We start from the raw sequence: 22560 nt of genomic DNA, 5'->3' as shown, positions 1-22560 counted from the left end.
GGAACACTCAAACGCCTGAAGGATCAGGTGTTCATGGAGTCATAGAACTCGGCGTTGTTCTTGGTTTCCTTGAGCTTGGACAAGAGGAATTCGATCGCGTCCTGGGTGCCCATCGGATTGAGGATCCGGCGCAGCACATAGGTTTTCTGCAGATCCTGCTTGGGCACCAGAAGCTCTTCCTTCCGGGTGCCCGACTTGAGAATGTCGATGGCCGGGAAGACGCGCTTGTCGGCGACCTTGCGGTCGAGAATGATCTCGGAGTTGCCGGTGCCCTTGAACTCTTCAAAGATCACTTCGTCCATGCGAGACCCGGTGTCGATCAGCGCGGTCGAGATGATGGTCAGGCTGCCGCCTTCCTCGATATTCCGCGCCGCGCCGAAGAAGCGCTTGGGGCGTTGCAGGGCGTTGGCGTCGACACCGCCGGTCAGCACCTTGCCGGAGCTCGGCACCACAGTGTTGTAGGCGCGGCCCAGACGCGTGATGGAATCCAGAAGGATCACCACATCGCGCTTGTGCTCGACGAGGCGCTTGGCCTTCTCGATCACCATCTCGGCCACCTGAACGTGACGCGTCGCCGGCTCGTCAAAGGTGGAGGCCACGACCTCGCCCTTCACCGTGCGCTGCATGTCGGTCACTTCTTCGGGGCGCTCGTCGATGAGCAGCACCATCAGATAGCATTCAGGATGGTTGGTCTCGATCGCATGGGCGACGTTCTGCATCAGAACGGTCTTGCCGGTCCGCGGCGGCGCCACGATCAGGGCGCGCTGGCCCTTGCCCAACGGCGACACGATATCGATGACCCGGCCCGACCGGTCTTTCTTGGTCGGATCCTGGATTTCCATGTTGAACCGCTCATCGGGATAGAGCGGGGTCAGGTTATCGAAGTGAACCTTGTGGCGGGATTTCTCCGGTTCCTCGAAATTGATCGAGGAGACCTTCAGGAGCGCGAAATAACGCTCATTGTCCCGCGGCGCCCGGATCTCGCCTTCCACGGTGTCGCCGGTGCGCAAGCCAAAGCGACGGATCTGGCTGGGGGAGACATAGATGTCGTCCGGGCCCGGCAGATAGTTGGATTCCGGCGCGCGCAGGAAGCCGAAACCGTCCTGCAGCACTTCCAGCGTGCCCCCGCCGGAAATCTCCGCGCCCTCATCGGCCAGCGCCTTGAGGATGGCGAACATCATGCCCTGCTTGCGCAGGGAGGAGGCGTTCTCGATATCGAGGCTTTCAGCCAGCTCCACCAGCTCGGCGGGCGACTTTTCCTTCAGTTCCTGAAGCGACATGCGACGGGTCGAAGCGGTTTTGGTTTCGCTGCCGTCCTGCGGCTCGGTTTCAGGGGTATCAGTCATGAGTTTCTCAGACAGCTCGGTTCACAAGACCTGATCGGTTCAGGCCCTGGTGAACACCAGACGACGAACTGCGCCAGGCCGGCGCGGATCGACTATGGGATTGGGTGTTAGCCCGGGCGCTGTCAGACGAGGACGTCGGCGCGGCCCGCAGCCGTTGGAGGGGATCCTTGCAAAGGAGTCCCCTCATCCCTGCCACGCACGGCGCTCAACGTCAATGAATTTCGAGGCTCAGAACGGCTTAACGACAGCCAGAAGCACGATGAGGATCACCAGGATGGCCGGGCCCTCATTCATGATCCGCCAGAACTTTTCCGTGCGCGGACGCTCGCCCTTGGCGAACTTCTTGGCGCTGGCCGCGTAAAATCCGTGAATGCCGGACATCAACAGCACTAGCAAAAGCTTGAAATGGAACCAGCCCTGAGTGAACAGCGCCGGATTGGCGATGATCATGGTGATCGCCAGAAGCCAGACCGCAATCATGGCCGGATTGACGATGATCTTGAGAAGATTGCGTTCCTGGATCAGCAGCGCGCCTTCAAGCTCGCCCCCGGCTACAGCCTGGTGATGATAAACGAACAGGCGCGGCAGATAGAGCATGCCCGCCATCCAGAAGATCACCGCAATGATATGAAGGCTCTTGACCACCAGATAACCGATGGAGCCGGGAAGCAGAAAATCGATCATGCGGCGCTCTCCTGTTTCAGACCCGCTTCAAGACAGGGGCAGCGGCCGAACTTGCCCGGGCAGATCGGTTGACCCTGCGGCGGCTTGAGCCCGTTCCCCCCCTCTAGCGCATCGACCGTCACCCGCGCCAGCGCCGCGATGAAGTCAGGCTGGTCACCCAGCGCCGGAACCCGGTCATAGCCCTTCGCGCCATGCTCTTCGGCCAGCTCGGCGTATTCCTCGTCAAGCTCGACCAGGGTCTCGATATGCTCGGACACGAAAGCGATCGGGGTGAGCAAGATATGCTTGTCGTCCTGACAAGCGCGCTCGATCGCCTCTTCGGTGGAGGGGCCGATCCATTTGAGCGGGCCGACGCGCGACTGGAAGCAGATCTCGTGGTTTTGCAGGTGTTCAGGCAGACGCGCATTCACCTGCGCCACCGTCTGTTCGACCTGCCATTGATAGCTGTCGCCCTTCTTGATGATGGTTTCCGGCAGGCCATGGGCCGAATAGAGCACGCGCGTATTCTCGGGCTTGCCCGCCTTCTCCCATTCCGCCTCGATCAGGCGGGCGTGCGCCGTGATGAAATCCGCTTCCTCGGGATAACAGCAGATGGCCCGCGCCTCGGGCCCGCCCGCATCTCGCCAGGCCTTGAAGGACGATCCTGTCGTGGTGGTGGAAAACTGCGGATAGAGCGGCAAAAGTACAATTTCATCAGGCTGGTAGGCTTTCACCGCCTTCACCGCCTCATCCACGAAGGGATGCCAGTAGCGCATGGCGAGAAAGCATCGCACCTCATCGTCAGCGCCCAGCCGCTCCCGAAGCGCAGCAGTCAGCGCCTGCGCCTGTTTCTCGGTTTCAGGCACGATGGGCGAGCCGCCGCCCATCTTGGCGTAATTCTCGGTCGCTTCCCTGGTCCGCGTGGTGGAAATCAGCCAGGCCAGGAACTCCCGGATCAGGCCCGGCGCGCCAATGATCGCCGGATCGCGGAAAAGATTGCGCAGGAAGGGGCGCACATTCTCGGGCTTGTCCGGCCCGCCCAGATTGAACAGCACCACTGCAATTCGCCGCGCCATGCGCCTACTCCTGTCTGAAACCGATCACGCTGAAGAGTCTTAACCCTTGAAACCGCGCACGCGCTCGATCAGGCGCGTGACGTTTTCAGGGGGCGTGTCGAGATGAATGCCATGTCCGAGATTGAAGACATAGGGCCGGCCCGCCCAGGCGGAAAGGAGCCGGTCGATCTCGGAATCCAGCACGTCGCCCCCCGCGCGCAGCACCGCCGGATCGAGCTGGCCCTGAAGCGGCAGATCCTTGGGGAAGGCCCCGCGCGCCCAGTCCGTGTCCAGCCCGTGATCCAGCGCGAGGCACTGGATGCCGGTCTCTTTGGCGTAGCGGACCGCCTGAGGCCCGGCGCCGCGCGGGAAGCCGATGACCGGCAAGGTCACGCCCATCTGGCGCAAGCGATCAATGATCCGCTTGGTCGGACGGATGATCACCCGGTCAAACAGGGGGTCCGGCAGGCCTTCAGCCCAGGAATCGAACAGCTTGAGCGCATTCGCGCCGGCATCCGCTTGCGCCTTGAGATACTGGGCGCTCGCCTCGGCCAGAAGATCGAGCAGGGTGTCAAACGCGTCCGGCTGGCTCCAGGCGAGGGTGCGCGCATTGATCCGGTCCTTGGATCCGCCGCCCTCGATCATGTAGGTCGCCACGGTCCAGGGCGAACCGGCGAAACCGATCAGGGAACAGGTCTCGGGCAGGCCTGCGCGGACCTTGCGGATCGTGTCGCTGACCGGCCGCAGGACCTCATTCGCTCTCTCGACAGACAGCGCCCCGAGATTTTCAAGCGCCAGCGGTTCAAGCTTGGGTCCCTCGCCTTTCTCGAACCACACCTTCTGGCCCAGCCCATAGGGGATCAGCAGGATGTCGGCGAACACGATAGAGGCGTCAAAGCCATAGCGGCGAATGGGCTGGAGCGTCACTTCCGCTGCAGCGTCCGAATTGAGGCAGAAATTGATGAAGTCCGGCTGCTGCGCGCGCACCTCGCGATATTCCGGCAGATAGCGACCCGCTTGGCGCATCAGCCAGATCGGCGGCGGAGAGACGGTCTCGCCAGCAAGGGCGCGCAGGAAGGGCTGGTTCTGATCAGTCATGAATGGCTCTCGTCAGCGCCGGGGTTCGAGGGTTATCCCCGGACAGGTCAGACCCGGTCATACCTCTCTTTTTCATTGAATGAAAAGAAGGGGTGATAGTAGAGGCGCCCATAACGTGGATAACTGCGACGCTTCATCGCTGGCGCCGGATATCCACAGCCTGTGAAAGCCGGTCATCCACGGTCTGACTTTCGTATCAGAATGAGACATTAACGGAATTTTTACTTTGGTTAACCGCAGCCTAGCCGAGTGCGTGAACAGGATCGGCGATAAAACCAAGAAAATGACTCGGAAAATTGTCGACAGATCGGTCGGCCCCGGAGCCCTATTTATTCCCTGATGTGAATGTGTGGGCGCCAACTGGGCGCCAGACCGTGATGACCCTCGCCTCTGTCCCCGAGGCGGCGGAAGCCGTGGACAAGCAGACTGGGTTATTCACAGCTTGCGCGCACTGGTCTACCGATGGGGGATGATGACTTCTGAGGAGCCGCGCATGCCCCGGTCCGCCGATATCGGAATCTATTTCCATGTCCACATGATCTCGGACTCCACGGGCGAGACCCTGATGGAGGTGATGCGCGCCTCGGTCGCCCAGTTCCAGAATGTGCGTCCGATCGAGCATCTATATGCGCTGGTGCGCTCTCCGCGTCAGCTCGAACGCGCGCTGGAGCATATCCAGGCCTATCCCGGCATCGTCATGTTCACGCTTGTGAACGCCGAGCTGCGCCGCGATCTCGAGGACGCCTGCGCATCCATGGGCATGCCGGCGCTCGCGGTTCTGGATCCCATTCAGGCCACCATGTCGAGCTATCTGGGCGCGCCGGTCCAGGGCAAGGCGGGCGCCCAGCGGGTTCTGGACGCAGACTATTATCGCCGCATAGAGGCGATGAACTATTCCATGGCCCATGATGACGGCCAGGGCGATGATCTGGCGAGCGCGGACGTGATCCTTCTGGGGATATCCCGGACGTCCAAGACCCCGACCAGCATCTATCTGGGTCATCGCGGCATTCGCACCGCCAATATTCCGCTGGTGCCCGGCGCGCCCCTGCCTGAAATCCTCTACCGCCTGAAGAAGCCGCTGATCGTGGGGCTCACCGCCTCGCCCGAGCGCATCATCCAGATCCGGCGCAATCGCCTGCTCAATCTCAAGGAAGACCGGTCCACCGAATATGTGGACGAGGAAGCGGTGAAAGAGGAGGTGATCCACGCCAAGCGCCTGTTTGCGCGCTATAACTGGCCATCCATCGACGTCACCCGGCGTTCGATCGAGGAAACCGCTGCAAAGGTGCTGAACCTTCTGCAGGACCATAAATCCAAATTCTAGAGCGATGTCATGAGCTTCATTCTCGCGTCCGGTTCGGCGTCTCGCCGCGCCATTCTTGAAAACGCGCATGTCGCCTTCGAGGTCGATCCCGCCGATATCGATGAGGGCGCGGTCAAGGACAGCTTCTCCGGCGATCCTTCGGCGTTGGCGCTGAAACTGGCCGAGCTCAAGGCGCTCGAGGTCTCCAAACGCCGTCCGGGCGCGCTGGTCTTGGGATCCGATCAGGTGCTCGAATTTGATGGCGAGGCCTATGACAAGGCGCGATCGGTGGAGGAAGCGGAAGCGCGGTTGCGCCAGCTGCGCGGGCAGACCCATTATCTGCAGGGCGGCATCGCCTTCGCGCGCGATGGAGACATTGTCTGGCGACATCAGGCGACTTCGACCCTGGTAATGCGCGATTTCTCGGACGCGTTTCTGAGCGATTATCTTGAAAAGGCAGGCGATATCCTGACCAAGGGCGTGGGCTGCTATGCCTTTGAGGGCCTGGGCGCGCAATTGTTCGAGCGGACCGAAGGCGATTACTTCGCCATTCTGGGTCTGTCCCTGATCCCCGTGCTCGCTGCGCTGCGTGATCAGGGCGTGCTGGCGGAGTAGGTGCATGGCGAGCGAATGGCCCAAAGCGGCGGTGGTGGGCTGGCCAGCCAAGCATTCCCTCTCCCCGCTGATCATGAAGACCTGGCTCGATGAAACCGGCCAGCCGGGCGATTACGCCATCATTGAATGTGAACCGGATGCTTTTGAGAGCGCGGCCCGCGCGCGCTTCAATGCCGGCCTTGTGGGGGTGAATGTCACCGTTCCCCACAAGGAAGCCGCGCTGAAACTGGCCGATGCCGCCTCGGACGCGGCGCGCGCCATTGGCGCAGCCAATGTGCTGGTGTGGCGTGAGGGCCGGATCGAGGCGGACAATACTGATCATGTGGGCATCGCCCGCGCTCTTGAATCTGATTCAGGATCTGGCCCGGCCGTGCTCATCGGCGCGGGCGGCGCCGCGCGCGCCGCGCTCTATCATCTCAAGGGTCAGGACCGGGAGGTTCGCATCCTCAACCGAAGCCGGGATCGCGCTGAAGCTTTGGCTGGTGAGTTCGGGATTTCCGCACAAATACAGAGTCTTGAGGATGAGACTGCCTTTGACGGGGCGAGCCTGGTCATCAACGCCACCTCGCTGGGCATGAGCGGCCAGCCGCCTCTGGCGGTTGATCTGTCCGCCACATCGGAGAACGCGCTGGTGTTCGACATGGTCTATGCACCGCTCAGAACCGGGCTTCTGGAGCAGGCTGAGCGTCTGGGACGACGGACGGCGGATGGTCTCATCATGCTGGTGGGGCAGGCGCGGCCGGCCTTTGAGCAATTCTTTGGCGCAACAGCGCCGCAGCATGACGGCGTCCGTCATGGTCTGCTCGCCGCGCTGGAGCAGCGCGCATGATCATTCTCGGCCTCACCGGCTCCATCGGCATGGGCAAGTCCACCACCGCCAACCTGTTCAAGGAACAGGGCGCGCCGGTGTTTGATGCAGACGCCGCTGTCGCGCAGATGTATCAGCCGGGCGGTGAAGCCGTCCCGCTGATCGAGCGCGCCTTTCCCGGCTGCACAAGCGAAGCGGCCGGGGTGGACCGCGCCAAGCTCACCGCCGCCCTGCAGGCGGATCCGTCAAAATTCGAAACCCTGAACGCCATTGTTCATCCCTTGGTCGGCGCGGCGCGGCGACGGTTTTTTCATGAGGCTGAACAGGCCGGCGCGCCGCTTGTGGTGCTGGATGTGCCGCTCCTGTTCGAGACCGGTCAGCATGACCAGGTGCACCATGTGGTGGTGGTCTCCGCGCCCGAAGCAGTCCAACGTGAACGCGTGCTGGCGCGGCCGGGCATGAGCGTGGACAAGTTCGAGGCCATTCTGGCGCGACAGACGCCTGATGCGGAAAAACGGGCCAGGGCGGACCATGTCATCGACACCAGCCAGGGGGTCGAGCATGCCCGGGCTCAGGTGCGGGCGCTGCTGGATGAGCTGAAGACGAGCAGGGATGCGCAATGAGCAAGCGCGAGATCATTTTCGATACCGAGACCACGGGACTGGATCCGCGCGGCGGCGACCGCGTCACCGAGCTGGGTTGCGTGGAGGTGATCGACCTTATCCCGACGGGCAAGGATCTGCGCATCCTGATCAATCCCGAGCGCGACATTCCCGCCGAGGTCACAGCCGTGACCGGGCATACCTGGGAAATGCTCAAGGACGAGCCGAAGTTTGCGGAAATCGTCGATCAGTTCCTCGACTTCATCGAGGATTCAACGCTGGTCGCCCATAACGCCATGTTCGACATGGGCTTCATCAATATGGAGCTCGAACGCTGCGGCAAGCCGATCATCCCCAAGGCGCGGTTCATCGATACGGCGGCCATCGCGCGCGAGAAATTCCCGGGCGCTCCGGCAAGCCTCGACGCTCTGTGCAAACGCTTTGACGTGTCGCTCGACAGCCGGACCAAGCACGGGGCGCTGATCGACTCCTACCTGTTGGCAGAGGTCTATCTCGAGCTCAATGGCGGGCGGGAGCAGTCGCTGAGCTTTACCGGCTCGGATGGCGGCGATGGCACGGTGGTCTATCCCACCCGCGCAGCGCGGCCGAAATCCCTGCCCAGCCTGGTCACGGAACGCGAACGGGCCGCCCACGCCGAGTTTATCTCGGAAATGGACGACCCGCTCTGGCAGTCTCTGGGACTGTTGAAGGCTGAAACTTCAGCCTAGAAAACTTAGGCGTCGGACGGCGGGGTCGCCGGGGCGCCTTGCTGGGCCTGGGCGCGCTGGGCCATTTGCTGACGATAGAGCGCTGCGAAATCCACCGGCTCCAGCATCAGCGGCGGGAAGCCGCCATCGCGGGTGGCGTCGGACAGGACGCGGCGGGCGAACGGGAAGATCAGGCGCGGGCATTCGATCAGCAGGAAAGCTTCGCGCGATTGCGGGTCCACATTCTGGATCTGGAACAGGCCGGCATAGGTCAGCTCGACGATGAAGACCGGGTTGGAGTCACGCTGGGCGCGGGCGCCGATGATCAGCTCCACCTCGAACATGTCATTGCCCAGATCGCGGGCCTGAACGTCCACGCTCAGATCGATATTGGGCTGGCCGGCGCCGCGCAGGCTGTCGGGCGCGCCGGGATTTTCAAACGACAGGTCTTTGACATACTGACCCGCCACACGAATGGCGGGAGGCATCGGCTGGTCGCCGCCTTGCGGCGTAGCGGGCGCGTCGGTCATGTTGGTCAACTCGAGCTTTGATCGGGAGAATGCGAAAGCACAATCCCGCAAACAACTAAGGGTGAAGCGGGGCGGGTAGCACGCAGGGGCGCCTGCGGCAAGCGCAACCGCCCGCGTGACGCGGCGGTCATGAACCCCTATATCTGCACAAACACCGCATACACATCCTGCGCGAGCGTCTTCATGGACATTCTTCAAATCCTGTTTTTTGCCGGTCTGGCCGTGTTCCTGGGGGTTCGCCTCTACATGGTTCTGGGCAAGTCATCCGGTCGCGCGGCCGAGGATGTGGAGCGTGAGCAGCGTGAACGGGCCGAAGCCGCCGGGATGGGCGCGCCGCCCCCGTCCATGCGCCCCCAGGCCGATGAAACCCCGTTCGCGGCGCAATTCGCCGGGCCGGCGGGTGAAGGTCTGATGCAGATCGCCCAGCACGATCCCGCTTTTGATCCTGATGAATTCCGCAAGGGCGCCCGGGCCGCCTACGAGATGATCGTGCTGGCCTACGCCAAGGGCGATCGCGAGGCGCTCGAGCCGCTGCTGACCGAGCGCGTGAAGAAGGCCTATGACCAGGCGATCGCGGCGCGCGAGGAGAAGAACTGGACGGTGACCACGGAGATTGACCGCATCAAGTCTGCGGAGATTTCTGAAGCCTCTCTTAACGATAATCGGGCCAAGGTGAAGATCGCCTTCTCCGTCGAGCTCGCCAGTGAAACCCGCAACGCTCAGGGAGATGTGGTGGAGGGCGACCTCACCACACTGAAAACGGTCGATGAGATCTGGAGCTTTGAGCGTGACGTCACCAGCGAGAACCCCAACTGGCGCCTGTCCGGGGTCAAGCCCGCTTAGGGTTTTCGGCCTTTTCGCCCTGCTCCTTCTGGCAGGCTGTTCCAGCGCGCCTTCCCCCTCTGCGACCTCTCAGCCCGGTCATCCGGCACGTCCGGGCGGTCATCCGCCGCGGCCCGCCGTCACGTCTGTGGAACTGCATCCCGTGCCGTTTTCCCGCGTCGAGGGCTGGCGGGACGTGGATGCGCAGGCGGCGCTGACCGCCTTTGTGCGCTCCTGTGAACGCATCGAGCAGCGTCCCGCCCATGAACCGATGAATCCGCGCGTGCGCTATGCGGGCACAGCCGGCGACTGGCGCGAGGTCTGTCTTCAGGCGGCGCTGCTGTCAGGGATGGGCGCGGGCCCGGACAATGCGCGCAGCTTTTTCGAGCGCAATTTCACCCCGGTCGAGCTGGAAGGCGCAGGTCGCCTGACCGGCTATTACGAGCCGGTGGTGGAGGTCAGCGCCTCGCCCACGCCCGAATTCTCCATGGCGATCCGCGGCCTGCCGGGCGATCTTCTGACCGGGGATCTCGGTCAGTTCATCGCCGGGCTTGAAGGCCAGCGCGTGGTGGGCCGGGCGGCGGACCGCCAGTTCGTGCCCTATCAGTCGCGCGCGGAGATCGAGGCGCAAAATCTCGGCGTGCCGCTCGCCTGGGGTCGGCCGATCGATGTGTTCTTCCTGCAGATCCAGGGCTCGGGTCGTCTGTATTATCCCGACGGCTCCGAAGCTCGGGTGCGCTTTGCGGCGCATAATGGCCGGCCCTACGTCTCTATCGGGCGCATCCTGATCGATCGGGGCGAATTGTCTGAACACAACGCCTCCAAACAGGATATCGAGAACTGGCTGCGCCTGCGCGGACCCCAGTCCTGGCGGCCGCTTTTTGATGAAAATCCGCGCTATGTCTTTTTCACGCTCGATAGCCTGGATGACCATACCGAAGGCCCGATCGGGGCGCAGGGCGCACCGCTGACGCCCATGGCCTCGCTGGCGGTGGACGCCGCCCATCACGCCTGGGGCGTGCCGGTGGTGCTCAATGCCCGCCTGCATGGCGCGCCGGACTGGACGGGGCTTGTGATCACCCAGGACGCCGGCGGCGCCATTCAGGGCGCGGCGCGCGGCGATCTGTTCTTCGGCTGGGGCTATGAAGCGGGTGAGCGCGCCGGGCGCCAGAACGATCCCGCCGCGCGCTGGACTCTGCTTCTGCCCAACGAGCTGGCCGCGCGCCAGGTCCGCTGATGGCCAAGCGGCGCACACCCCGCGGGCTCAAGCCTGAAGAGCGCGAGCTCTGGACCCGGTTTGCGCGCGGGGTGAAGCCGCTCGATGAAGATCGTCTCAAACGGCTGGAGCGCGAGGATATCGAACCGCCCAAACCCAGATCCCTGCCCATTCCCCAGACTGAACCACTCAAGTCTGGCGCCTTGCAGCGTGATCTGATGCGGGAGATGGCCCAGCGCCCTACCCGGCGCGTGCCTGTGGACCGCAGTCCGGAAAAGAAGGTCCGGCGCGGTCAGGTGGAGGTCGAGGCGCGGCTTGATCTGCACGGCATGACCACGTCCCATGCGCGTCAGGCCCTGCTGGGCTTTCTGCATCGCTGCCGATCCGATGGCCTGCGCACCGTGCTGGTGATCACCGGCAAGGGGGCGGGCGCGCGGGCGCTCGACGAGCGTCGCTTCCAGCCCTGGCAGCCCGATGAGCGGGCTCTGCCCGGCGTTCTGCGCCGGTCGTTCACCCAGTGGATGCGCGATCCGGACTTTGCGCTGCTGGCCTCGGGCTATGCCGAAGCCAATCGCCGTCATGGCGGCTCAGGCGCCTTCTACGTCATGCTGCGCGCGCACTAATCCGACAGTGCGCAGGCGCGCCTCGAAGGCGGTTCCGCTGCGCGCATAGACCGGAAGCCCCGGCGGCGGCAGCAACACATTGCAATAGCGCACATGCACGGCCGGCTGGGTCTGGAATCGGCGCAAGGCCTTGACCATGTCCGGATCGAGATCGGGCATGGCGGCATGGCAAAACTCTCCGAAACCCATCGCCAGCCAGGCGTCAAACGGCCCGTAATGGCGGTAATAGGGGTTGGGCAGGGCGGCGGATTGGCAGCGCGCCTTGAATTTGCGGGACGTGTCTGTATTCCAGCCATAGCGCACCAGAACGGGGGCGGTCTCGATCAGGGCGTTGAGACGCGCCCGTTCCGCCTCGGGAAACTCGAAATCCTCGCTATCAAGGGCATAGAGCGCCATGGCGGCGCCGGGACGCGCCAGCACCAGACCTTCATGCTCGCCTGAGCCTCCGCCCAGCACCAGCTGGTCTGTCTGGCACGGAAAATCGAGCCGGGACTCGCCATTCTCCGGGCCGGGAATGTCCTCTAGCGGGCGATAGAGCGGCAGGCCCGCCAGATAGCCCACCAGCACATGGTCATAGGAGTCGATATAGCTCATGGCGCCAGATTAGTCGCAAGCTGCGAGCCGTGCTATCGCTTTCAGATCAAGGGCGTGAGAGCGGTCAAATTCCGCCAGACATCCCGCACATCCCGCTAAAACTAAGTTTTTAGTTGATCGCCGGTCTGCGCTGTGCGACATGACTTGAAACTAAGGAATTCGTAGATGGCCCGACCTTCTTCCCCGACCCTGACCGAAGCCGAACACCGCATCATGAGCGTGTTGTGGGAGCGCGGCGAAGCCAGCGTGCGTGATCTCACCGATGCTCTGGAGCCGGCCTATGGCCTCGCCTACACGACCGTGCTGACCACGGTTCGCATCATGGCGGACAAGGGCTATGTCAATTTCCGCAAGGAAGGCCGCGCCCATATCTACGCCCCGGCCTTGTCCAAGGAAGGCGCGCAACGCAGCGCGCTGGGCGGCGTGCTGAAATCCTTCTTTGGCGGCTCGCCCCAGCGCCTCGCCCAGCACCTGATTGAAGACGAGGCGCTGACGCTCGATGATATCGACGCCCTGCGCGCCGAACTGCTCCGGCAGAGCCAGGAGAAAGGCGGCGAGACATGATCTCCGCTTTGTTTCAGGCCGCCCTGTTCGTGCTGATTGGCTCGACCGTCTTTGCTCTGGCGACGCTGGTGCTTCACCGGATCGCGCCGCAAACCCGCATTCGCGAGCGTCATGATCTGGCTTTGGCTTTGCTGTACACCGTGCCGGCGATCTTCGTGATCGCCCTGATGCCCGCCTCCGGCAAGCCCGCTGAAGGGCTGAGCGTCAGCCCGGGCGCGGTTGCGCCTGTGCCTGTGATCTCGCCCGAAACTCTCGCGGCTCTGCCCGCTAGGGAATTGGCGATGCAGGATCAGGCTCTGGCCCTGCCTCATCTCCTGACAGGGCTGGGCTTTGTGCTGGTGTTTGCCTGGATGATCGGACTGGTCTGGGCGGGTCTGGCTCTGGGTCGTGATCTGTGGAATCTCAACCGGCTGACAACGCGTGCGACGCCTGTGACGACCGATCTCGCCCTGTCGCGCCGCGTCGCCTTGCGCCAGAGCCGGGACGTGCTGTCTCCCATGGTGGCGGGATTCGTCCGCCCGGTGATCCTGATTCCTGAAGACTTCCGCTTTGATGAGGCCGGTCAGGCCGTGCTTGAGCACGAGATCGCCCATATCCGTCGTCATGACGCCCTGACCGGGCTCGCCCAGCGTCTGATCGCCTGTGTGTTCTGGTGGGCGCCGGGCGTGCATCATCTCAACCGCCATGTGCGCAGCATGCGTGAAGCGCTGTGTGATGAAGCCGCCGCGCGCACCCAGGGCAAGCCGCTGGTGCTGGCCCATGCCCTGCTCGACGCCGCGCGGAAAGCGGTTCTGGCGCGTCCCCTGACCCTGGCGGCGCAAGCGCCGCGAAAATCCGAATTGAGGTTCCGTGTGAACGCTTTGGCTCAAGTGCGCACGGGCTCCCTGCAACGCTCCTTCCTGAACATGATGATGGCCCTGCCGGTCCTGCTGGTTCTGGCGATTGTTCTCACCCCTCGCGTGGGCGCCCTCGATCTGGTGGAATCGCGCCTGATCCAGGCCGTGCGTGAGGGCGACATCGCCTTGCTCGAGTCCCGGCTTGAGCGCGGCGCGGATGTGAACCGCATCTGGCCGACCGATGGCACGGCGTTGATCGAGGCGAGCCGTCGGTCTGACCCCGCCATGGTCGCCTTGCTGCTGGAAGCCGGCGCAGATCCTGATCTTGTGACACGACAGTCCGGCACCGCCCTGATCGCGGCCGCGCGAGCGGGCAGCCTTGAGGTGGTCGATCTGCTGCTGGAGGCGGGCGCGCAAATCGATCTCGCCGCCCCGCAGAATGGCTCCCCGCTGATCAATGCAGCCCGAGGCGGTCATCTCGAGGTGATCTCCCGGCTTCTGATCTCGGGCGCGGACCCGAACGGTTATGTGCCGAGCGATGAGACGCCGCTGATCAATGCGGCGGCGGCCGGACAGATCGGCGCGGCCCAGTTGCTGGTGATGGCCGGCGCGGATTTGTCCCTGACGGTCCCGGCGGCGTCCGGCGATATCGGCGGACCCTATCGCTCCCCGCTCAGCGAAGCCGTCCGTCATGAGCAGACGGCGATGACGGACTGGCTCTTGGAGCGAGGCGCAGGTCACCATCCGCCTGAGACGAACTAACCCACTCTAAAAACAACAATAATCAACTTTTCTGGTGATCCGTCGATTGATGGAAAGGAGACCCCTATGCCTGGATTCCGCTTCAACCCCGCCCTGTCGGCCCTGACCTTGGGCGCCGCAGCGCTGGTTTCATCGCCGATCCTGTCCGCCTGCCAGCCCGCTTCGGCGTTGAGTGCGGCAAACCCTGAGAGCTTCACGGAAAACCTGCGTGGCCGCTTCTCTTATGATGGCGTTGTCGAGCGCTACACGCTGGAAGAGCGAATGGCTCATTACGGCGTGCCGGGGGTGGCCGTGGCGGTCATTGAGGATGGCCGCGTGGTCTTCGCGCGGGGGTATGGCGTATTGCAGGCCGGGTCAGAGGCGCCCGTGACCGCGGACACGGTGTTTTCGGCGGGCTCGGTCAGCAAGATGGCGACGGCCCTCATGACCCTGAATCTGATTCAGTCCGGCGCGCTCGATCTTGATGCCGATATCAGCCATGCCCTGCCCTATTGGGCGCCCGAAGCGAACTCGCCCCATGCCGACGCGCCGCTGACGGTGCGCATGCTGCTCTCTCATACAGGCGGGCTGAATCTGCACGGCTTTGCGGATTTCCTGCCCGGCGAAGCCCTGCCGACGCGCGAACAGACCCTGAATGGCTCGGCGCCGGCTGATCATGAACCCTTGCGCGTGGAGGCCCTGCCGGGATCGAGTTATCGCTATTCGGGCGGCGGCTACACCCTGCTGGAAGGTCTGATCGTTCAGGCGACTGGCCTGGACTTCGAGCACAGCGCCCAACAGGCCCTGTTCGAGCCGCTGGGCATGACCCGGTCGAGCTTCGCCAATCCTCTGCCCGAAGATCATGGAAATATCGCCAAAGCTCATGACCGCGAGGGCGCGCCGACGGCTCTGCCGCACGGCTATGAAGCCTTTCCGGAAAGGGCGGCGTCGGGCCTGTGGACCAGCGCGAATGATCTCGGGCGCATGACGGCGGAGATGATCGACGCCTATCGCGGTCAGAGCGCCTATCTGCACCCGGTTCTGGGTCAGGAGATGATGACGCGGGTCTCCCCGTCCGAGCATGGCCTGGGCCCGCGTCTGGAAGGGCGGGGCGAACATTTCATCTTCCATCATGGCGGGACCAACAATTCCTATCGCGCCTGGATGGAGGGCCATCTTGCGACGGGCGACGGCCTGGTCGTGCTGACCAATGGCGCGAACGGCATGGATCTGGCGGTGGAAATCCGCAATGCGATGAATGATGTGATGGGCTGGAGGGTCAATCCGGTGCGGGACGTGCCAGCGCTCGACCTGACCGAGGCGCAGCTGGCGCGCTATGAAGGCGTGTATGCGCTCGATCCGAACTTCCCTCTGGATCTGCAGGCCCAGATGGCGGCGCCGCCCTTCATCTTTGACCTCACGATCTATCGCGAGAATGGCCAGCTGATGGCGAGCTATAATGGCGGTCAGTCAGGGGCTCCGCTCGTTCCTGTGGCGCCGGATCGCTTCTACATTACTGACTTTTCACTGAGATCAGGCGTTTTTGAACTCAAGTTCAATACAAACGCCCTTGCCCAGGTGACCTCGGTTGAGGCTTCTATGGGGTCAGCTGAAACGGTGTATCTCCCCGCTTCATAGCGTGCGGCTTCGGCCGGCGCCGTTTTCAGCACGCGCCGCGTCGATCCCCTTTTTCGGCGCGGCGCACCCTTGCCGGGGCGCCGCGCCGGACCCGCTTACAGGATGAACTTGGACAGGTCCGCATTGCGCGCCAACCCGCCCACACGGTCGCTGACATAGTCTGCATCAATGGCGAGGCTTTCGCCGGACCGGTCAGACGCGGTGTAGCTGATCTCCTCGCACACCTTCTCCAGTATGGTCTGCAAGCGCCGCGCGCCGATATTCTCGACGCTGGCGTTCACCTCGGCGGCGAAGTCGGCGATGGCGTCGATCGCGCTGTCGTCAAAGCTGAGCTCGAAGCCTTCGGTCTTCATCAGCGCCACATACTGGGTGATCAGGCTCGCTTCCGGTTCGGTCAGGATGGCGCGGAAATCATCACGGTTCAGCGCCTGCAGCTCGACCCGGATCGGCAGACGGCCCTGAAGCTCGGGCAAGAGATCGCTCGGCTTGGACACATGAAAGGCGCCCGAGGCGATGAAGAGCACGTGGTCGGTCTTCATCGGACCGTATTTGGTGGAGACCGTCGCCCCCTCGATCAACGGCAAGAGATCGCGCTGCACGCCCTCGCGAGAGACATCCGCGCCGCGCGCATCGGCCCGGGCGGACACCTTGTCGATCTCGTCCAGAAAAACGATGCCTTCGTTTTCAGCGAGGCGAATGGCTTCGGACTGGATCTGGTTCTCATCCAGAAGCTTGTCCGCTTCCTCGTTGATCAATGGCTCATAGGCTTCTTTCACCGTGGTGCGCAGGGTCTTGGGACGCCCGCCAAAGCCCTTGCCCAGCATGTCGCCGAGATTGATGACGCCCATCGAGCCCATGCCGGGCAGGTCCATGCCCTGAAAGGGGTTGGCGCTGTCATCGATGATCTCGATCTCGATTTCCTTGTCATCGAGCTCACCGGACAGCAGCTTCTTGCGGAAGGCTTCGCGGGTTGAGCTGCCGGCGTCCTTGCCCACCAGGGCGTCCAGCACGCGTTGCTCGGCGGCGCCATGGGCCTTGGCCTTCACCTCTTCGCGCTTCTTCTCGCGCACCAGAGAAATGGCGACCTCGACAAGGTCCCGGGCGATGGAATCCACATCCCGGCCCACATAGCCCACTTCGGTGAATTTGGTCGCCTCGACCTTGAGGAAGGGCGCGCCCGCGAGCTTGGCGAGACGGCGGGAGATCTCGGTCTTGCCCACGCCCGTCGGGCCGATCATCAGGATGTTCTTCGGCGTGACCTCTTCGCGCAGCCCCTCGGGCAGGTGCTTGCGACGCCAGCGGTTTCTCAGCGCAATGGCGACCGCTTTCTTGGCGTCGCCCTGGCCGATGATGTGGCGATCGAGCTCATGGACGATTTCGCGCGGAGAAAACTCAGTCATGACGCCCCATGTCTTTTTGTCGATTGGGTGGTAAGGATTGAAGACATGTAGGGGCTTGTCGTCCCGAACACAAAGCCCGCGACTGCAGGCCCTGATCGAGGAGTGTGTGATGACCCGTCCCCGTTTTCATCTGGCCTTTCCCGTTGATGATCTGGACGCCGCCCGCCGTTTCTATGGCGATGTGCTGGGCTGCCCGCAGGGGCGCGAGAGCGATCACTGGATCGACTTTGATTTCCTGGGCCATCAGATCGTCGCCCATCTGGCGCCGGAAGAGTGCCAGAAGGCCAGGACCGGCGCAGTGGACGGCAAGAATGTGCCCGTGCGCCATTTCGGCTTGATCCTTGAGTGGGACCAGTTTGATCCGCTGGCGGAACGCCTGCGCCGGGCGGGCACGCCCTTCATCATCGATCCCTATGTGCGCTTTGCCGGAAAGGCGGGGGAGCAGAAGACGATGTTCGTGCACGACCCGGCTGGCAATGCGCTGGAATTCAAGGCGTTCCGGGACGACGCCATGGTGTTCGCCACAGAGCTGGATACCTGAAGCCTCTTGCGGACTGGCGCGTCTTCCCTCATTCACTTAATGAGTGAACTAATCAGTCAGGGAGGAGACCCGAATGTCGAACGCAGACTTTGACGTCGTGATCTATGGCGCGACCGGTTTCACCGGGCGTCTGGTGGCGGAATATCTCGCCAGCGAATACGGCAAGGATATCGCGTGGGCGATGGCGGGCCGGTCCGAGGACAAGCTCGAGCGCGTGCGTGACGAGATCGGCGCGCCCGCCGATACGCCGCTGATCGTGGCGGACGCGTCTGATCCGGCCTCGCTCAAGACCATGGCCGAGCGCACGCGGGCTGTCATCACAACGGTCGGCCCCTACCAGCTCTATGGCGAAGCGCTGGTGAAAGCCTGCGTCGAGACCGGGACCGATTATGTGGACCTGTCGGGCGAGCCGGCCTGGATGCATGACATCATCGCGGAGTACTCAGAGAAGGCGAAACAGTCCGGCGCCCGCATCGTGCATTCGTGCGGCTTTGACTCCGTCCCCTTTGATCTGGGGGTCTACTTCCTGCAGCAGCATGTGAAAGAGAAGACCGGCAAGCCGCTCGCGCGCATCAAGGGCCGGGTCCGCGCCATGAAGGGCACGTTCTCCGGCGGCACCGCAGCGAGCTTCGCCGAGACCATGAAGCGGGCGGCCAAACAGCCTGAAATCATCGACTGGCTGAAAGACCCGTTCTCCCTGTGCCAGGATTTTGAAGGTCCCAAACAGCCCCATGGCGCCAAGGTGATCTTTGAAGAGGATCTCAACGCCTGGTCCGCGCCCTTCGTGATGGCGACGATCAACACCAAGAATGTCCATCGCTCCAACGCCCTGATGGGTCACGCCTATGGCGAGGACTTTGTCTACGACGAGATGTTCATGACCGGCCCCGGCGAGAAGGGCGAACAATTCGCCCACGCCATCGCCAATGACCGCTCCATGCAGGACAATCCGCCCAAGCCGGGCGAAGGCCCGTCAAAGGAAGAGCGCGAAACCGGCTTCTATGACGTCATGTTCACCGGCGAGACCTCGGATGGCCAGCGCTTCACCGCCTCTGTGAAAGGCGACAAGGATCCGGGCTATGGCTCGACGTCTAAGATGATCGCCGAATGCGCGCTGGCGCTCGTGAAGGATGTGAGCCGTGATGAGACGCCGGGCGGGGTCTACACCACCGCCCCCGCCATGGGCGACGCCCTGATCAAGCGCCTGTCCGAGCATGCGGGCCTGACGTTTGTCATCGAGGGGTAGGCTTCTTCTGTGAACTGTCATCCCGGACGCGAAGCGATCCGGGATCTGGCGGAAACGCTCTGTTCTGATCACAGAGACGCCTGCAGCAGATCCCGGCTCAGGGCCGGGATGACAATTGAAAATGATGAGCTAAACGCGCATTCAGTCGCGTAGGCATCCATAGAAAACCCCGGCGTTAGGCCGGGGTTTTTTAGTTCTGCCCAAAGCGCCAGGCCCTAGCCCAGCGTCTCGACGGTCAGATTGCCGTTGGAATAGACGCAGATCTCGCTGGCGATCTTCATGGCCTTGCGGGCGATCACTTCGGCGTCTTCCTCGTAATCGAGCAGGGCGCGGGCCGCGGACAGGGCGTAATTGCCGCCCGAGCCGATGGCGGCGACGCCGTCTTCGGGCTCCAGCACATCACCGGCGCCGGTCAGGGTGAAGGTCTCGGACTTGTCAGCCACGATCAGCATGGCTTCCAGCCGCCGCATATAGCGATCGGTGCGCCAGTCCTTGGCCAGCTCCACACAGGCGCGCGCCAGCTGGTCGGGATATTGCTCGAGCTTGCCTTCCAGGCGTTCGAACAGGGCGAAGGCGTCCGCCGTGGCGCCGGCGAAGCCGGTGATCACCTTGCCGCTGGCGATGGGGCGCACCTTGCGGGCGGTCGCCTTGACGACCGTATCGCCGATGGAGACCTGGCCGTCGCCCGCCAGAACCACCTTGCCGTTCTTGCGCACGCTCAGGATGGTCGTGCCGCGCCAGCCGGGAAACTTGCGTTCGGTATCCGCCATTATGAAATCAGTTCCGGGTCTTCGGAGAACTGGCCGCCCTTGCGATAGCGCGCCAGATAGGTCGGGGTGATCGCTTCAACGGTTTCAAGGTCGATGCCGAAATCGGCGGTCGCGCCCAGATCCTCATCGGTCTCGCCGACCACATTGTCCGATTTCAGCAAGGTCACCTGATCGCGGGTCAGGAAGGGCTGTACGAAGGGCAGCGCGCCCAGAATCTCGCCGACCATGCCCAGCGGATAGGCGGCGAAGAAGGGCACGGGAACCAGCAGGCGCTTGCGACGGATGGTGGTCAGGATGAACTCCATCAGCTCCTTGAAGCTGTAGGTGCTCGGCCCGCCCAGCTCGAAGGTGCGGCCGGCGTATTTCGTCGGCGCGTCCACGGCTTTCAGCACGCATTCGGCCACATCGCCCGCAAAGATCGGCTGGAAGCGGGTCTGGCCGCCGCCGATCAGCGGCAGGGCCGGAACAAAGCGCGCCATGGAGCCGAACTTGTTGAAGAAGCCGTCTTCCATGCCGAACACGATGGAGGGGCGCAGCACCACGGCGGAGGGGATGTGCTCACGCACCGCCTTTTCGCCAGCCGCCTTGGTGCGGGCGTATTCGGACTTGCTGTCCTCATCCGCGCCAATGGCCGAGATCTGCACGAAATTGGTGATGCCCGCCTCGGCGGCGCATTTGGCCACAAGGCCCGCGCCGTCCGCCTGCAGGGACTGGAAGTTCTGCTTGCCGCTCTCAGACAGGATGCCCACGAGATTGACCACCGCATGCGCGCCATCCACGGCGCGGCGCACGGAGTCCTCATTGCGCAGATTGGCCTGCATCAGCTGGACCTGGCCCACAACGCCCATGGGTTTGAGCTCATGGGCGAGATGCGGGCGGCGGGTCGCGGCGCGCACCCGGTAGCCGGCCTTGGCCAGTTCACGCACCACATACCGGCCGATGAAGCCCGAAGCGCCGAAAACGGTGATCATTTCATTGCGAAGAGTCATGGTCCGCCCCTGAAAGGCTCGCGCGCGAAGCTGCGTGCGACATGTAAGATAGGTTTGATAGGGCGATAGACCAAAACGGGGCCTCCTGTCCATGCGGCGCAGTGATCTCGCCCCCGCCGGAAGCGTCTGTAAAAGGCCGCCCTGCGATGGTGTGCGGCTGATGTGCAGATCAACGGCGCCATCCCCGTTGACAGCCGCCATCCATCGCCGTATCACCCCCGCTCCTCACCTGCCCAGGTGGCGGAATTGGTAGACGCGCTGGCTTCAGGTGCCAGTTCCCGCAAGGGAGTGGAAGTTCGAGTCTTCTCCTGGGCACCATCCTTCCTAGGATGATCGAGACCCAAAAAGGCCGCTGCACCCGCAGCGGCTTTTTTCGTTCCGGGCCTGGGCGGTCAGCTGTCTTGGGCGTTGGCCGTTCCCTGCGCGTCTGATGCTTGTCCGGTCAGCGGGCGCTCCGGGAGATCAGCGACTATGTTGAGGGTCAAAGGTCTGCCTCGGTGCGCAAAGTCTCTGACAGGTCCAGGGTGCTGCTTTCGAGATGTCCGGTGGACTCTCTTGTGAATTCGAGAAGAATCGTCATTGCAGCAAGACGTCCTGCAAGGTCTGAATCCTGCGACAATGCTGCCCAATCGGTTTCAAAACGCGGCGGCACCGGTTCCGCATGGCCAGGCGAGGGGATGGCGGCTGCAATCGCCTCGAAGGACAATGCCGGGTATCGCTCTGACCAATCGATGTTGGCGAGCGCCTTTAGGCCCGATTCAGTTCCTCTCACGCCACTCACCGCGTCACGCCATTCGGCTATCACCCTTTCAACAGGGGCACCTCGAATGTGCTGTCTCATGCTCGCATCATTGAGCTGGTCAAGCGCGGTGGTGTCCAGGACCAGAATTCGGTCGCCGATACTCACCGCTTGCGTCATGATCAAATCGAGCCGGCCTGTGTCAGTTTGCTCAGAATACGCTGCCAGAGCCACACGCAAAGCGACCAGCTGACGTATGTGTTGCTCTGTCGCTTCGGCATAGGCTTGGACCGTTTCAAGGTTCGATTCCATTTCAACGGCGATCAGACCGAGCAATTCTTTGACTTGTCGCTCTTCCGCCCGCGTTTGTGCGATCTGAGAAATCTGAAACCCGATCACCACCCCGGCGATCACGATCACGAATTCCAGCGCGACGGCGTAGTAGTTCTGCTCACGGATTGCGCGGGAAATATTGGACAGGATCATGGGTCAGCCCCGGAAAACTCATGTTCAGCATCGCCGGACGGCCTGAGAATGGCAACGGTATTCGGATAATGGCTAGACGAGTTGAAACCGGTGTTACTTGTCCGCGCACTGCGCCTTTTTCAGGGCCTGCTCGCGCAGATGGTTCAGCGCCTCGATCCAGGGTTTGAGATCCACATCCCCTTCGCTCGCCATGGCGTGCACGCAGGCGAGGGCGTCCGTGGCCTGCGCCTTTAGGGCGCGGCCCTGATCGGTCAGGCGGATGCGCACCACGCGCTCGTCCCTGGGGTCGCGCGTGCGGGTGAGATGGCCCATGCCCTCAAGACGTTTCAGCAGCGGGGTCAGCGTGTTGGTGTCCAGATATAGCCGCTTGCCGAGCGCCCCCACCGTCACGTCATCGGTCTCCCACAGCGCCAGGAGCGCAATGTATTGCGGATAGGTCAGCCCGAGCTTGCTCAAGTAAGGTCGGTACATGCGGTTGATCGCCGTGTTCGCCGAATAGATCGCAAAGCACAGCTGGTCATCCAGCGTGGCGAGGTCGGGCGTGTTGGGGGCGGAGGCGCTCATGCTCTGATCCGTGGTGAATAATCGCACACGACAATATCGCGGCGTCTTGACGGCGGCAAGA

Annotated in this window: 24 protein-coding genes and 1 tRNA gene; 14 read left to right on the top strand and 11 right to left on the bottom strand. The window is 63.0% G+C overall.

The window, feature by feature from the left end; translation table 11 throughout:
- Window positions 1-23: 23 nt before the first annotated feature.
- The 4 genes from rho to hemE all read right to left on the bottom strand — a co-directional run bounded on the left by rho (window position 24) and on the right by hemE (window position 4162).
- The gene (gene rho / locus OA2633_RS09885) at window positions 24-1346 is read right to left on the bottom strand and encodes a transcription termination factor Rho (RefSeq protein WP_083783254.1); all 1323 of its coding nucleotides are present in this window, start codon (window positions 1344-1346) and stop codon (window positions 24-26) included.
- A 228-nt stretch (window positions 1347-1574) separates the two neighbouring features.
- Window positions 1575-2030 carry a protoporphyrinogen oxidase HemJ gene (gene hemJ, locus OA2633_RS09880; protein WP_009802402.1) on the bottom strand — a complete coding sequence of 152 codons (456 nt, stop codon included), beginning with the start codon at window positions 2028-2030 and terminating at the stop codon, window positions 1575-1577.
- A complete protein-coding gene (gene hemH, locus OA2633_RS09875) occupies window positions 2027-3085 on the bottom strand; it encodes a ferrochelatase (RefSeq protein ID WP_009802401.1) in 1059 nt (352 codons plus the stop codon). The genes hemJ and hemH overlap by 4 nt, the downstream gene beginning before the upstream one ends.
- Before the next feature lie 39 nt (window positions 3086-3124).
- Entirely contained in the window at window positions 3125-4162 is a 1038-nt protein-coding gene (gene hemE, locus OA2633_RS09870; protein WP_009802400.1) for a uroporphyrinogen decarboxylase, read from the bottom strand.
- Window positions 4163-4655: 493 nt separating this feature from the next.
- Here hemE and OA2633_RS09865 point away from each other — a divergent pair, with 493 nt between their 5' ends.
- From OA2633_RS09865 to dnaQ, 5 genes are read left to right on the top strand one after another with little or no spacing between them, the layout of a single operon-like run.
- Complete coding sequence (locus OA2633_RS09865; RefSeq protein ID WP_009802399.1) at window positions 4656-5489, top strand: pyruvate, water dikinase regulatory protein; 834 nt, start codon at window positions 4656-4658, stop codon at window positions 5487-5489.
- Between the two features lie 9 nt (window positions 5490-5498).
- The gene (locus OA2633_RS09860) at window positions 5499-6083 is read left to right on the top strand and encodes a nucleoside triphosphate pyrophosphatase (RefSeq protein WP_009802398.1); all 585 of its coding nucleotides are present in this window, start codon (window positions 5499-5501) and stop codon (window positions 6081-6083) included.
- A gap of 4 nt (window positions 6084-6087) precedes the next feature.
- Entirely contained in the window at window positions 6088-6912 is an 825-nt protein-coding gene (aroE, locus tag OA2633_RS09855) for a shikimate dehydrogenase (protein WP_009802397.1), read from the top strand.
- Complete coding sequence (gene coaE / locus OA2633_RS09850) at window positions 6909-7514, top strand: dephospho-CoA kinase (RefSeq protein ID WP_009802396.1); 606 nt, start codon at window positions 6909-6911, stop codon at window positions 7512-7514. Before aroE ends, coaE begins: the two co-directional genes overlap by 4 nt.
- Window positions 7511-8221, top strand: coding sequence for a DNA polymerase III subunit epsilon (gene dnaQ, locus OA2633_RS09845; protein ID WP_009802395.1), 711 nt, complete (start codon window positions 7511-7513; stop codon window positions 8219-8221). The genes coaE and dnaQ overlap by 4 nt, the downstream gene beginning before the upstream one ends.
- Window positions 8222-8226: 5 nt before the next feature.
- Here the strand turns inward: dnaQ and secB are convergent, their stop codons facing one another.
- On the bottom strand, window positions 8227-8730 hold the full coding sequence (gene secB / locus OA2633_RS09840; protein WP_040613422.1) for a protein-export chaperone SecB: 504 nt from the start codon (window positions 8728-8730) through the stop codon (window positions 8227-8229).
- 183 nt (window positions 8731-8913) lie between these two features.
- Between secB and OA2633_RS09835 the strand changes: the two genes are divergently transcribed.
- From OA2633_RS09835 to OA2633_RS09825, 3 genes are all read left to right on the top strand, one after another.
- Complete coding sequence (locus tag OA2633_RS09835) at window positions 8914-9573, top strand: Tim44/TimA family putative adaptor protein (RefSeq protein ID WP_009802393.1); 660 nt, start codon at window positions 8914-8916, stop codon at window positions 9571-9573.
- A 142-nt stretch (window positions 9574-9715) separates the two neighbouring features.
- Entirely contained in the window at window positions 9716-10789 is a 1074-nt protein-coding gene (locus OA2633_RS09830; protein ID WP_009802392.1) for a murein transglycosylase A, read from the top strand.
- Entirely contained in the window at window positions 10789-11391 is a 603-nt protein-coding gene (locus OA2633_RS09825) for a Smr/MutS family protein (RefSeq protein ID WP_009802391.1), read from the top strand. The genes OA2633_RS09830 and OA2633_RS09825 overlap by 1 nt, the downstream gene beginning before the upstream one ends.
- Here OA2633_RS09825 and OA2633_RS15435 read toward each other — a convergent pair.
- Window positions 11356-11985, bottom strand: coding sequence for a hypothetical protein (locus OA2633_RS15435; protein WP_009802390.1), 630 nt, complete (start codon window positions 11983-11985; stop codon window positions 11356-11358). The genes OA2633_RS09825 and OA2633_RS15435 overlap by 36 nt on opposite strands.
- A gap of 165 nt (window positions 11986-12150) precedes the next feature.
- Here OA2633_RS15435 and OA2633_RS09815 point away from each other — a divergent pair, with 165 nt between their 5' ends.
- The 3 genes from OA2633_RS09815 to OA2633_RS09805 all read left to right on the top strand — a co-directional run bounded on the left by OA2633_RS09815 (window position 12151) and on the right by OA2633_RS09805 (window position 15764).
- Entirely contained in the window at window positions 12151-12549 is a 399-nt protein-coding gene (locus OA2633_RS09815; RefSeq protein ID WP_009802389.1) for a BlaI/MecI/CopY family transcriptional regulator, read from the top strand.
- Window positions 12546-14147 (top strand): M56 family metallopeptidase, encoded by a 1602-nt coding sequence (locus OA2633_RS15430; protein ID WP_009802388.1) that lies wholly within the window; start codon window positions 12546-12548, stop codon window positions 14145-14147. The genes OA2633_RS09815 and OA2633_RS15430 overlap by 4 nt, the downstream gene beginning before the upstream one ends.
- A gap of 66 nt (window positions 14148-14213) precedes the next feature.
- Window positions 14214-15764 (top strand): serine hydrolase, encoded by a 1551-nt coding sequence (locus tag OA2633_RS09805; RefSeq protein WP_009802387.1) that lies wholly within the window; start codon window positions 14214-14216, stop codon window positions 15762-15764.
- A gap of 95 nt (window positions 15765-15859) precedes the next feature.
- Here OA2633_RS09805 and hslU read toward each other — a convergent pair whose 3' ends face one another.
- Window positions 15860-17164, bottom strand: a complete 1305-nt coding sequence (gene hslU / locus OA2633_RS09800; RefSeq protein WP_009802386.1) for an ATP-dependent protease ATPase subunit HslU — start codon at window positions 17162-17164, stop codon at window positions 15860-15862.
- A gap of 109 nt (window positions 17165-17273) precedes the next feature.
- Here hslU and OA2633_RS09795 point away from each other — a divergent pair, with 109 nt between their 5' ends.
- Both OA2633_RS09795 and OA2633_RS09790 read left to right on the top strand, forming a co-directional pair.
- A complete protein-coding gene (locus OA2633_RS09795) occupies window positions 17274-17705 on the top strand; it encodes a VOC family protein (protein WP_009802385.1) in 432 nt (143 codons plus the stop codon).
- Window positions 17706-17778: 73 nt separating this feature from the next.
- The gene (locus tag OA2633_RS09790) at window positions 17779-18951 is read left to right on the top strand and encodes a trans-acting enoyl reductase family protein (protein WP_009802384.1); all 1173 of its coding nucleotides are present in this window, start codon (window positions 17779-17781) and stop codon (window positions 18949-18951) included.
- 215 nt (window positions 18952-19166) lie between these two features.
- Here OA2633_RS09790 and hslV read toward each other — a convergent pair whose 3' ends face one another.
- Both hslV and OA2633_RS09780 read right to left on the bottom strand, forming a co-directional pair.
- A complete protein-coding gene (gene hslV, locus OA2633_RS09785; RefSeq protein WP_009802383.1) occupies window positions 19167-19721 on the bottom strand; it encodes an ATP-dependent protease subunit HslV in 555 nt (184 codons plus the stop codon).
- Window positions 19721-20710, bottom strand: coding sequence for a complex I NDUFA9 subunit family protein (locus OA2633_RS09780; protein WP_009802382.1), 990 nt, complete (start codon window positions 20708-20710; stop codon window positions 19721-19723). The genes hslV and OA2633_RS09780 overlap by 1 nt, the downstream gene beginning before the upstream one ends.
- Window positions 20711-20941: 231 nt before the next feature.
- On the opposite strand from OA2633_RS09780, the gene OA2633_RS09775 reads away from it, so the two are divergent.
- Window positions 20942-21028 (top strand) — tRNA-Leu (locus OA2633_RS09775).
- Between the two features lie 163 nt (window positions 21029-21191).
- Here the strand turns inward: OA2633_RS09775 and OA2633_RS09770 are convergent.
- Both OA2633_RS09770 and OA2633_RS09765 read right to left on the bottom strand, forming a co-directional pair.
- Window positions 21192-21935 carry a hypothetical protein gene (locus OA2633_RS09770; RefSeq protein WP_009802381.1) on the bottom strand — a complete coding sequence of 248 codons (744 nt, stop codon included), beginning with the start codon at window positions 21933-21935 and terminating at the stop codon, window positions 21192-21194.
- A 93-nt stretch (window positions 21936-22028) separates the two neighbouring features.
- A complete protein-coding gene (locus OA2633_RS09765; RefSeq protein ID WP_009802380.1) occupies window positions 22029-22499 on the bottom strand; it encodes a MarR family winged helix-turn-helix transcriptional regulator in 471 nt (156 codons plus the stop codon).
- Window positions 22500-22560: the final 61 nt, after the last annotated feature.

It is taken from the genome of Oceanicaulis sp. HTCC2633, from assembly GCF_000152745.1.
Taxonomy (GTDB): Bacteria; Pseudomonadota; Alphaproteobacteria; order Caulobacterales; family Maricaulaceae; genus Oceanicaulis.
The sequence above is the reverse complement of the archived record's forward strand: the minus strand, read 5'-3'. Positions and strand labels throughout refer to the sequence as shown.

What these genes read in the sequence shown, in the direction of transcription:
- secB (WP_040613422.1), bottom strand. Translation starts at nt 8,730, where the DNA reads ATGACCGACGCGCCCGCTACGCCGCAAGGCGGCGACCAGCCGATGCCT.
- hslV (WP_009802383.1), bottom strand. Translation starts at nt 19,721, where the DNA reads ATGGCGGATACCGAACGCAAGTTTCCCGGCTGGCGCGGCACGACCATC.
- OA2633_RS09825 (WP_009802391.1), top strand. Translation starts at nt 10,789, where the DNA reads ATGGCCAAGCGGCGCACACCCCGCGGGCTCAAGCCTGAAGAGCGCGAG.
- coaE (WP_009802396.1), top strand. Translation starts at nt 6,909, where the DNA reads ATGATCATTCTCGGCCTCACCGGCTCCATCGGCATGGGCAAGTCCACC.
- aroE (WP_009802397.1), top strand. Translation starts at nt 6,088, where the DNA reads ATGGCGAGCGAATGGCCCAAAGCGGCGGTGGTGGGCTGGCCAGCCAAG.
- OA2633_RS09795 (WP_009802385.1), top strand. Translation starts at nt 17,274, where the DNA reads ATGACCCGTCCCCGTTTTCATCTGGCCTTTCCCGTTGATGATCTGGAC.
- rho (WP_083783254.1), bottom strand. Translation starts at nt 1,346, where the DNA reads ATGACTGATACCCCTGAAACCGAGCCGCAGGACGGCAGCGAAACCAAA.
- OA2633_RS15435 (WP_009802390.1), bottom strand. Translation starts at nt 11,985, where the DNA reads ATGAGCTATATCGACTCCTATGACCATGTGCTGGTGGGCTATCTGGCG.
- dnaQ (WP_009802395.1), top strand. Translation starts at nt 7,511, where the DNA reads ATGAGCAAGCGCGAGATCATTTTCGATACCGAGACCACGGGACTGGAT.
- OA2633_RS09805 (WP_009802387.1), top strand. Translation starts at nt 14,214, where the DNA reads ATGCCTGGATTCCGCTTCAACCCCGCCCTGTCGGCCCTGACCTTGGGC.
- hemH (WP_009802401.1), bottom strand. Translation starts at nt 3,085, where the DNA reads ATGGCGCGGCGAATTGCAGTGGTGCTGTTCAATCTGGGCGGGCCGGAC.
- OA2633_RS09865 (WP_009802399.1), top strand. Translation starts at nt 4,656, where the DNA reads ATGCCCCGGTCCGCCGATATCGGAATCTATTTCCATGTCCACATGATC.
- hslU (WP_009802386.1), bottom strand. Translation starts at nt 17,164, where the DNA reads ATGACTGAGTTTTCTCCGCGCGAAATCGTCCATGAGCTCGATCGCCAC.
- hemE (WP_009802400.1), bottom strand. Translation starts at nt 4,162, where the DNA reads ATGACTGATCAGAACCAGCCCTTCCTGCGCGCCCTTGCTGGCGAGACC.
- hemJ (WP_009802402.1), bottom strand. Translation starts at nt 2,030, where the DNA reads ATGATCGATTTTCTGCTTCCCGGCTCCATCGGTTATCTGGTGGTCAAG.
- OA2633_RS09770 (WP_009802381.1), bottom strand. Translation starts at nt 21,935, where the DNA reads ATGATCCTGTCCAATATTTCCCGCGCAATCCGTGAGCAGAACTACTAC.
- OA2633_RS15430 (WP_009802388.1), top strand. Translation starts at nt 12,546, where the DNA reads ATGATCTCCGCTTTGTTTCAGGCCGCCCTGTTCGTGCTGATTGGCTCG.
- OA2633_RS09780 (WP_009802382.1), bottom strand. Translation starts at nt 20,710, where the DNA reads ATGACTCTTCGCAATGAAATGATCACCGTTTTCGGCGCTTCGGGCTTC.
- OA2633_RS09815 (WP_009802389.1), top strand. Translation starts at nt 12,151, where the DNA reads ATGGCCCGACCTTCTTCCCCGACCCTGACCGAAGCCGAACACCGCATC.
- OA2633_RS09835 (WP_009802393.1), top strand. Translation starts at nt 8,914, where the DNA reads ATGGACATTCTTCAAATCCTGTTTTTTGCCGGTCTGGCCGTGTTCCTG.
- OA2633_RS09765 (WP_009802380.1), bottom strand. Translation starts at nt 22,499, where the DNA reads ATGAGCGCCTCCGCCCCCAACACGCCCGACCTCGCCACGCTGGATGAC.
- OA2633_RS09790 (WP_009802384.1), top strand. Translation starts at nt 17,779, where the DNA reads ATGTCGAACGCAGACTTTGACGTCGTGATCTATGGCGCGACCGGTTTC.
- OA2633_RS09860 (WP_009802398.1), top strand. Translation starts at nt 5,499, where the DNA reads ATGAGCTTCATTCTCGCGTCCGGTTCGGCGTCTCGCCGCGCCATTCTT.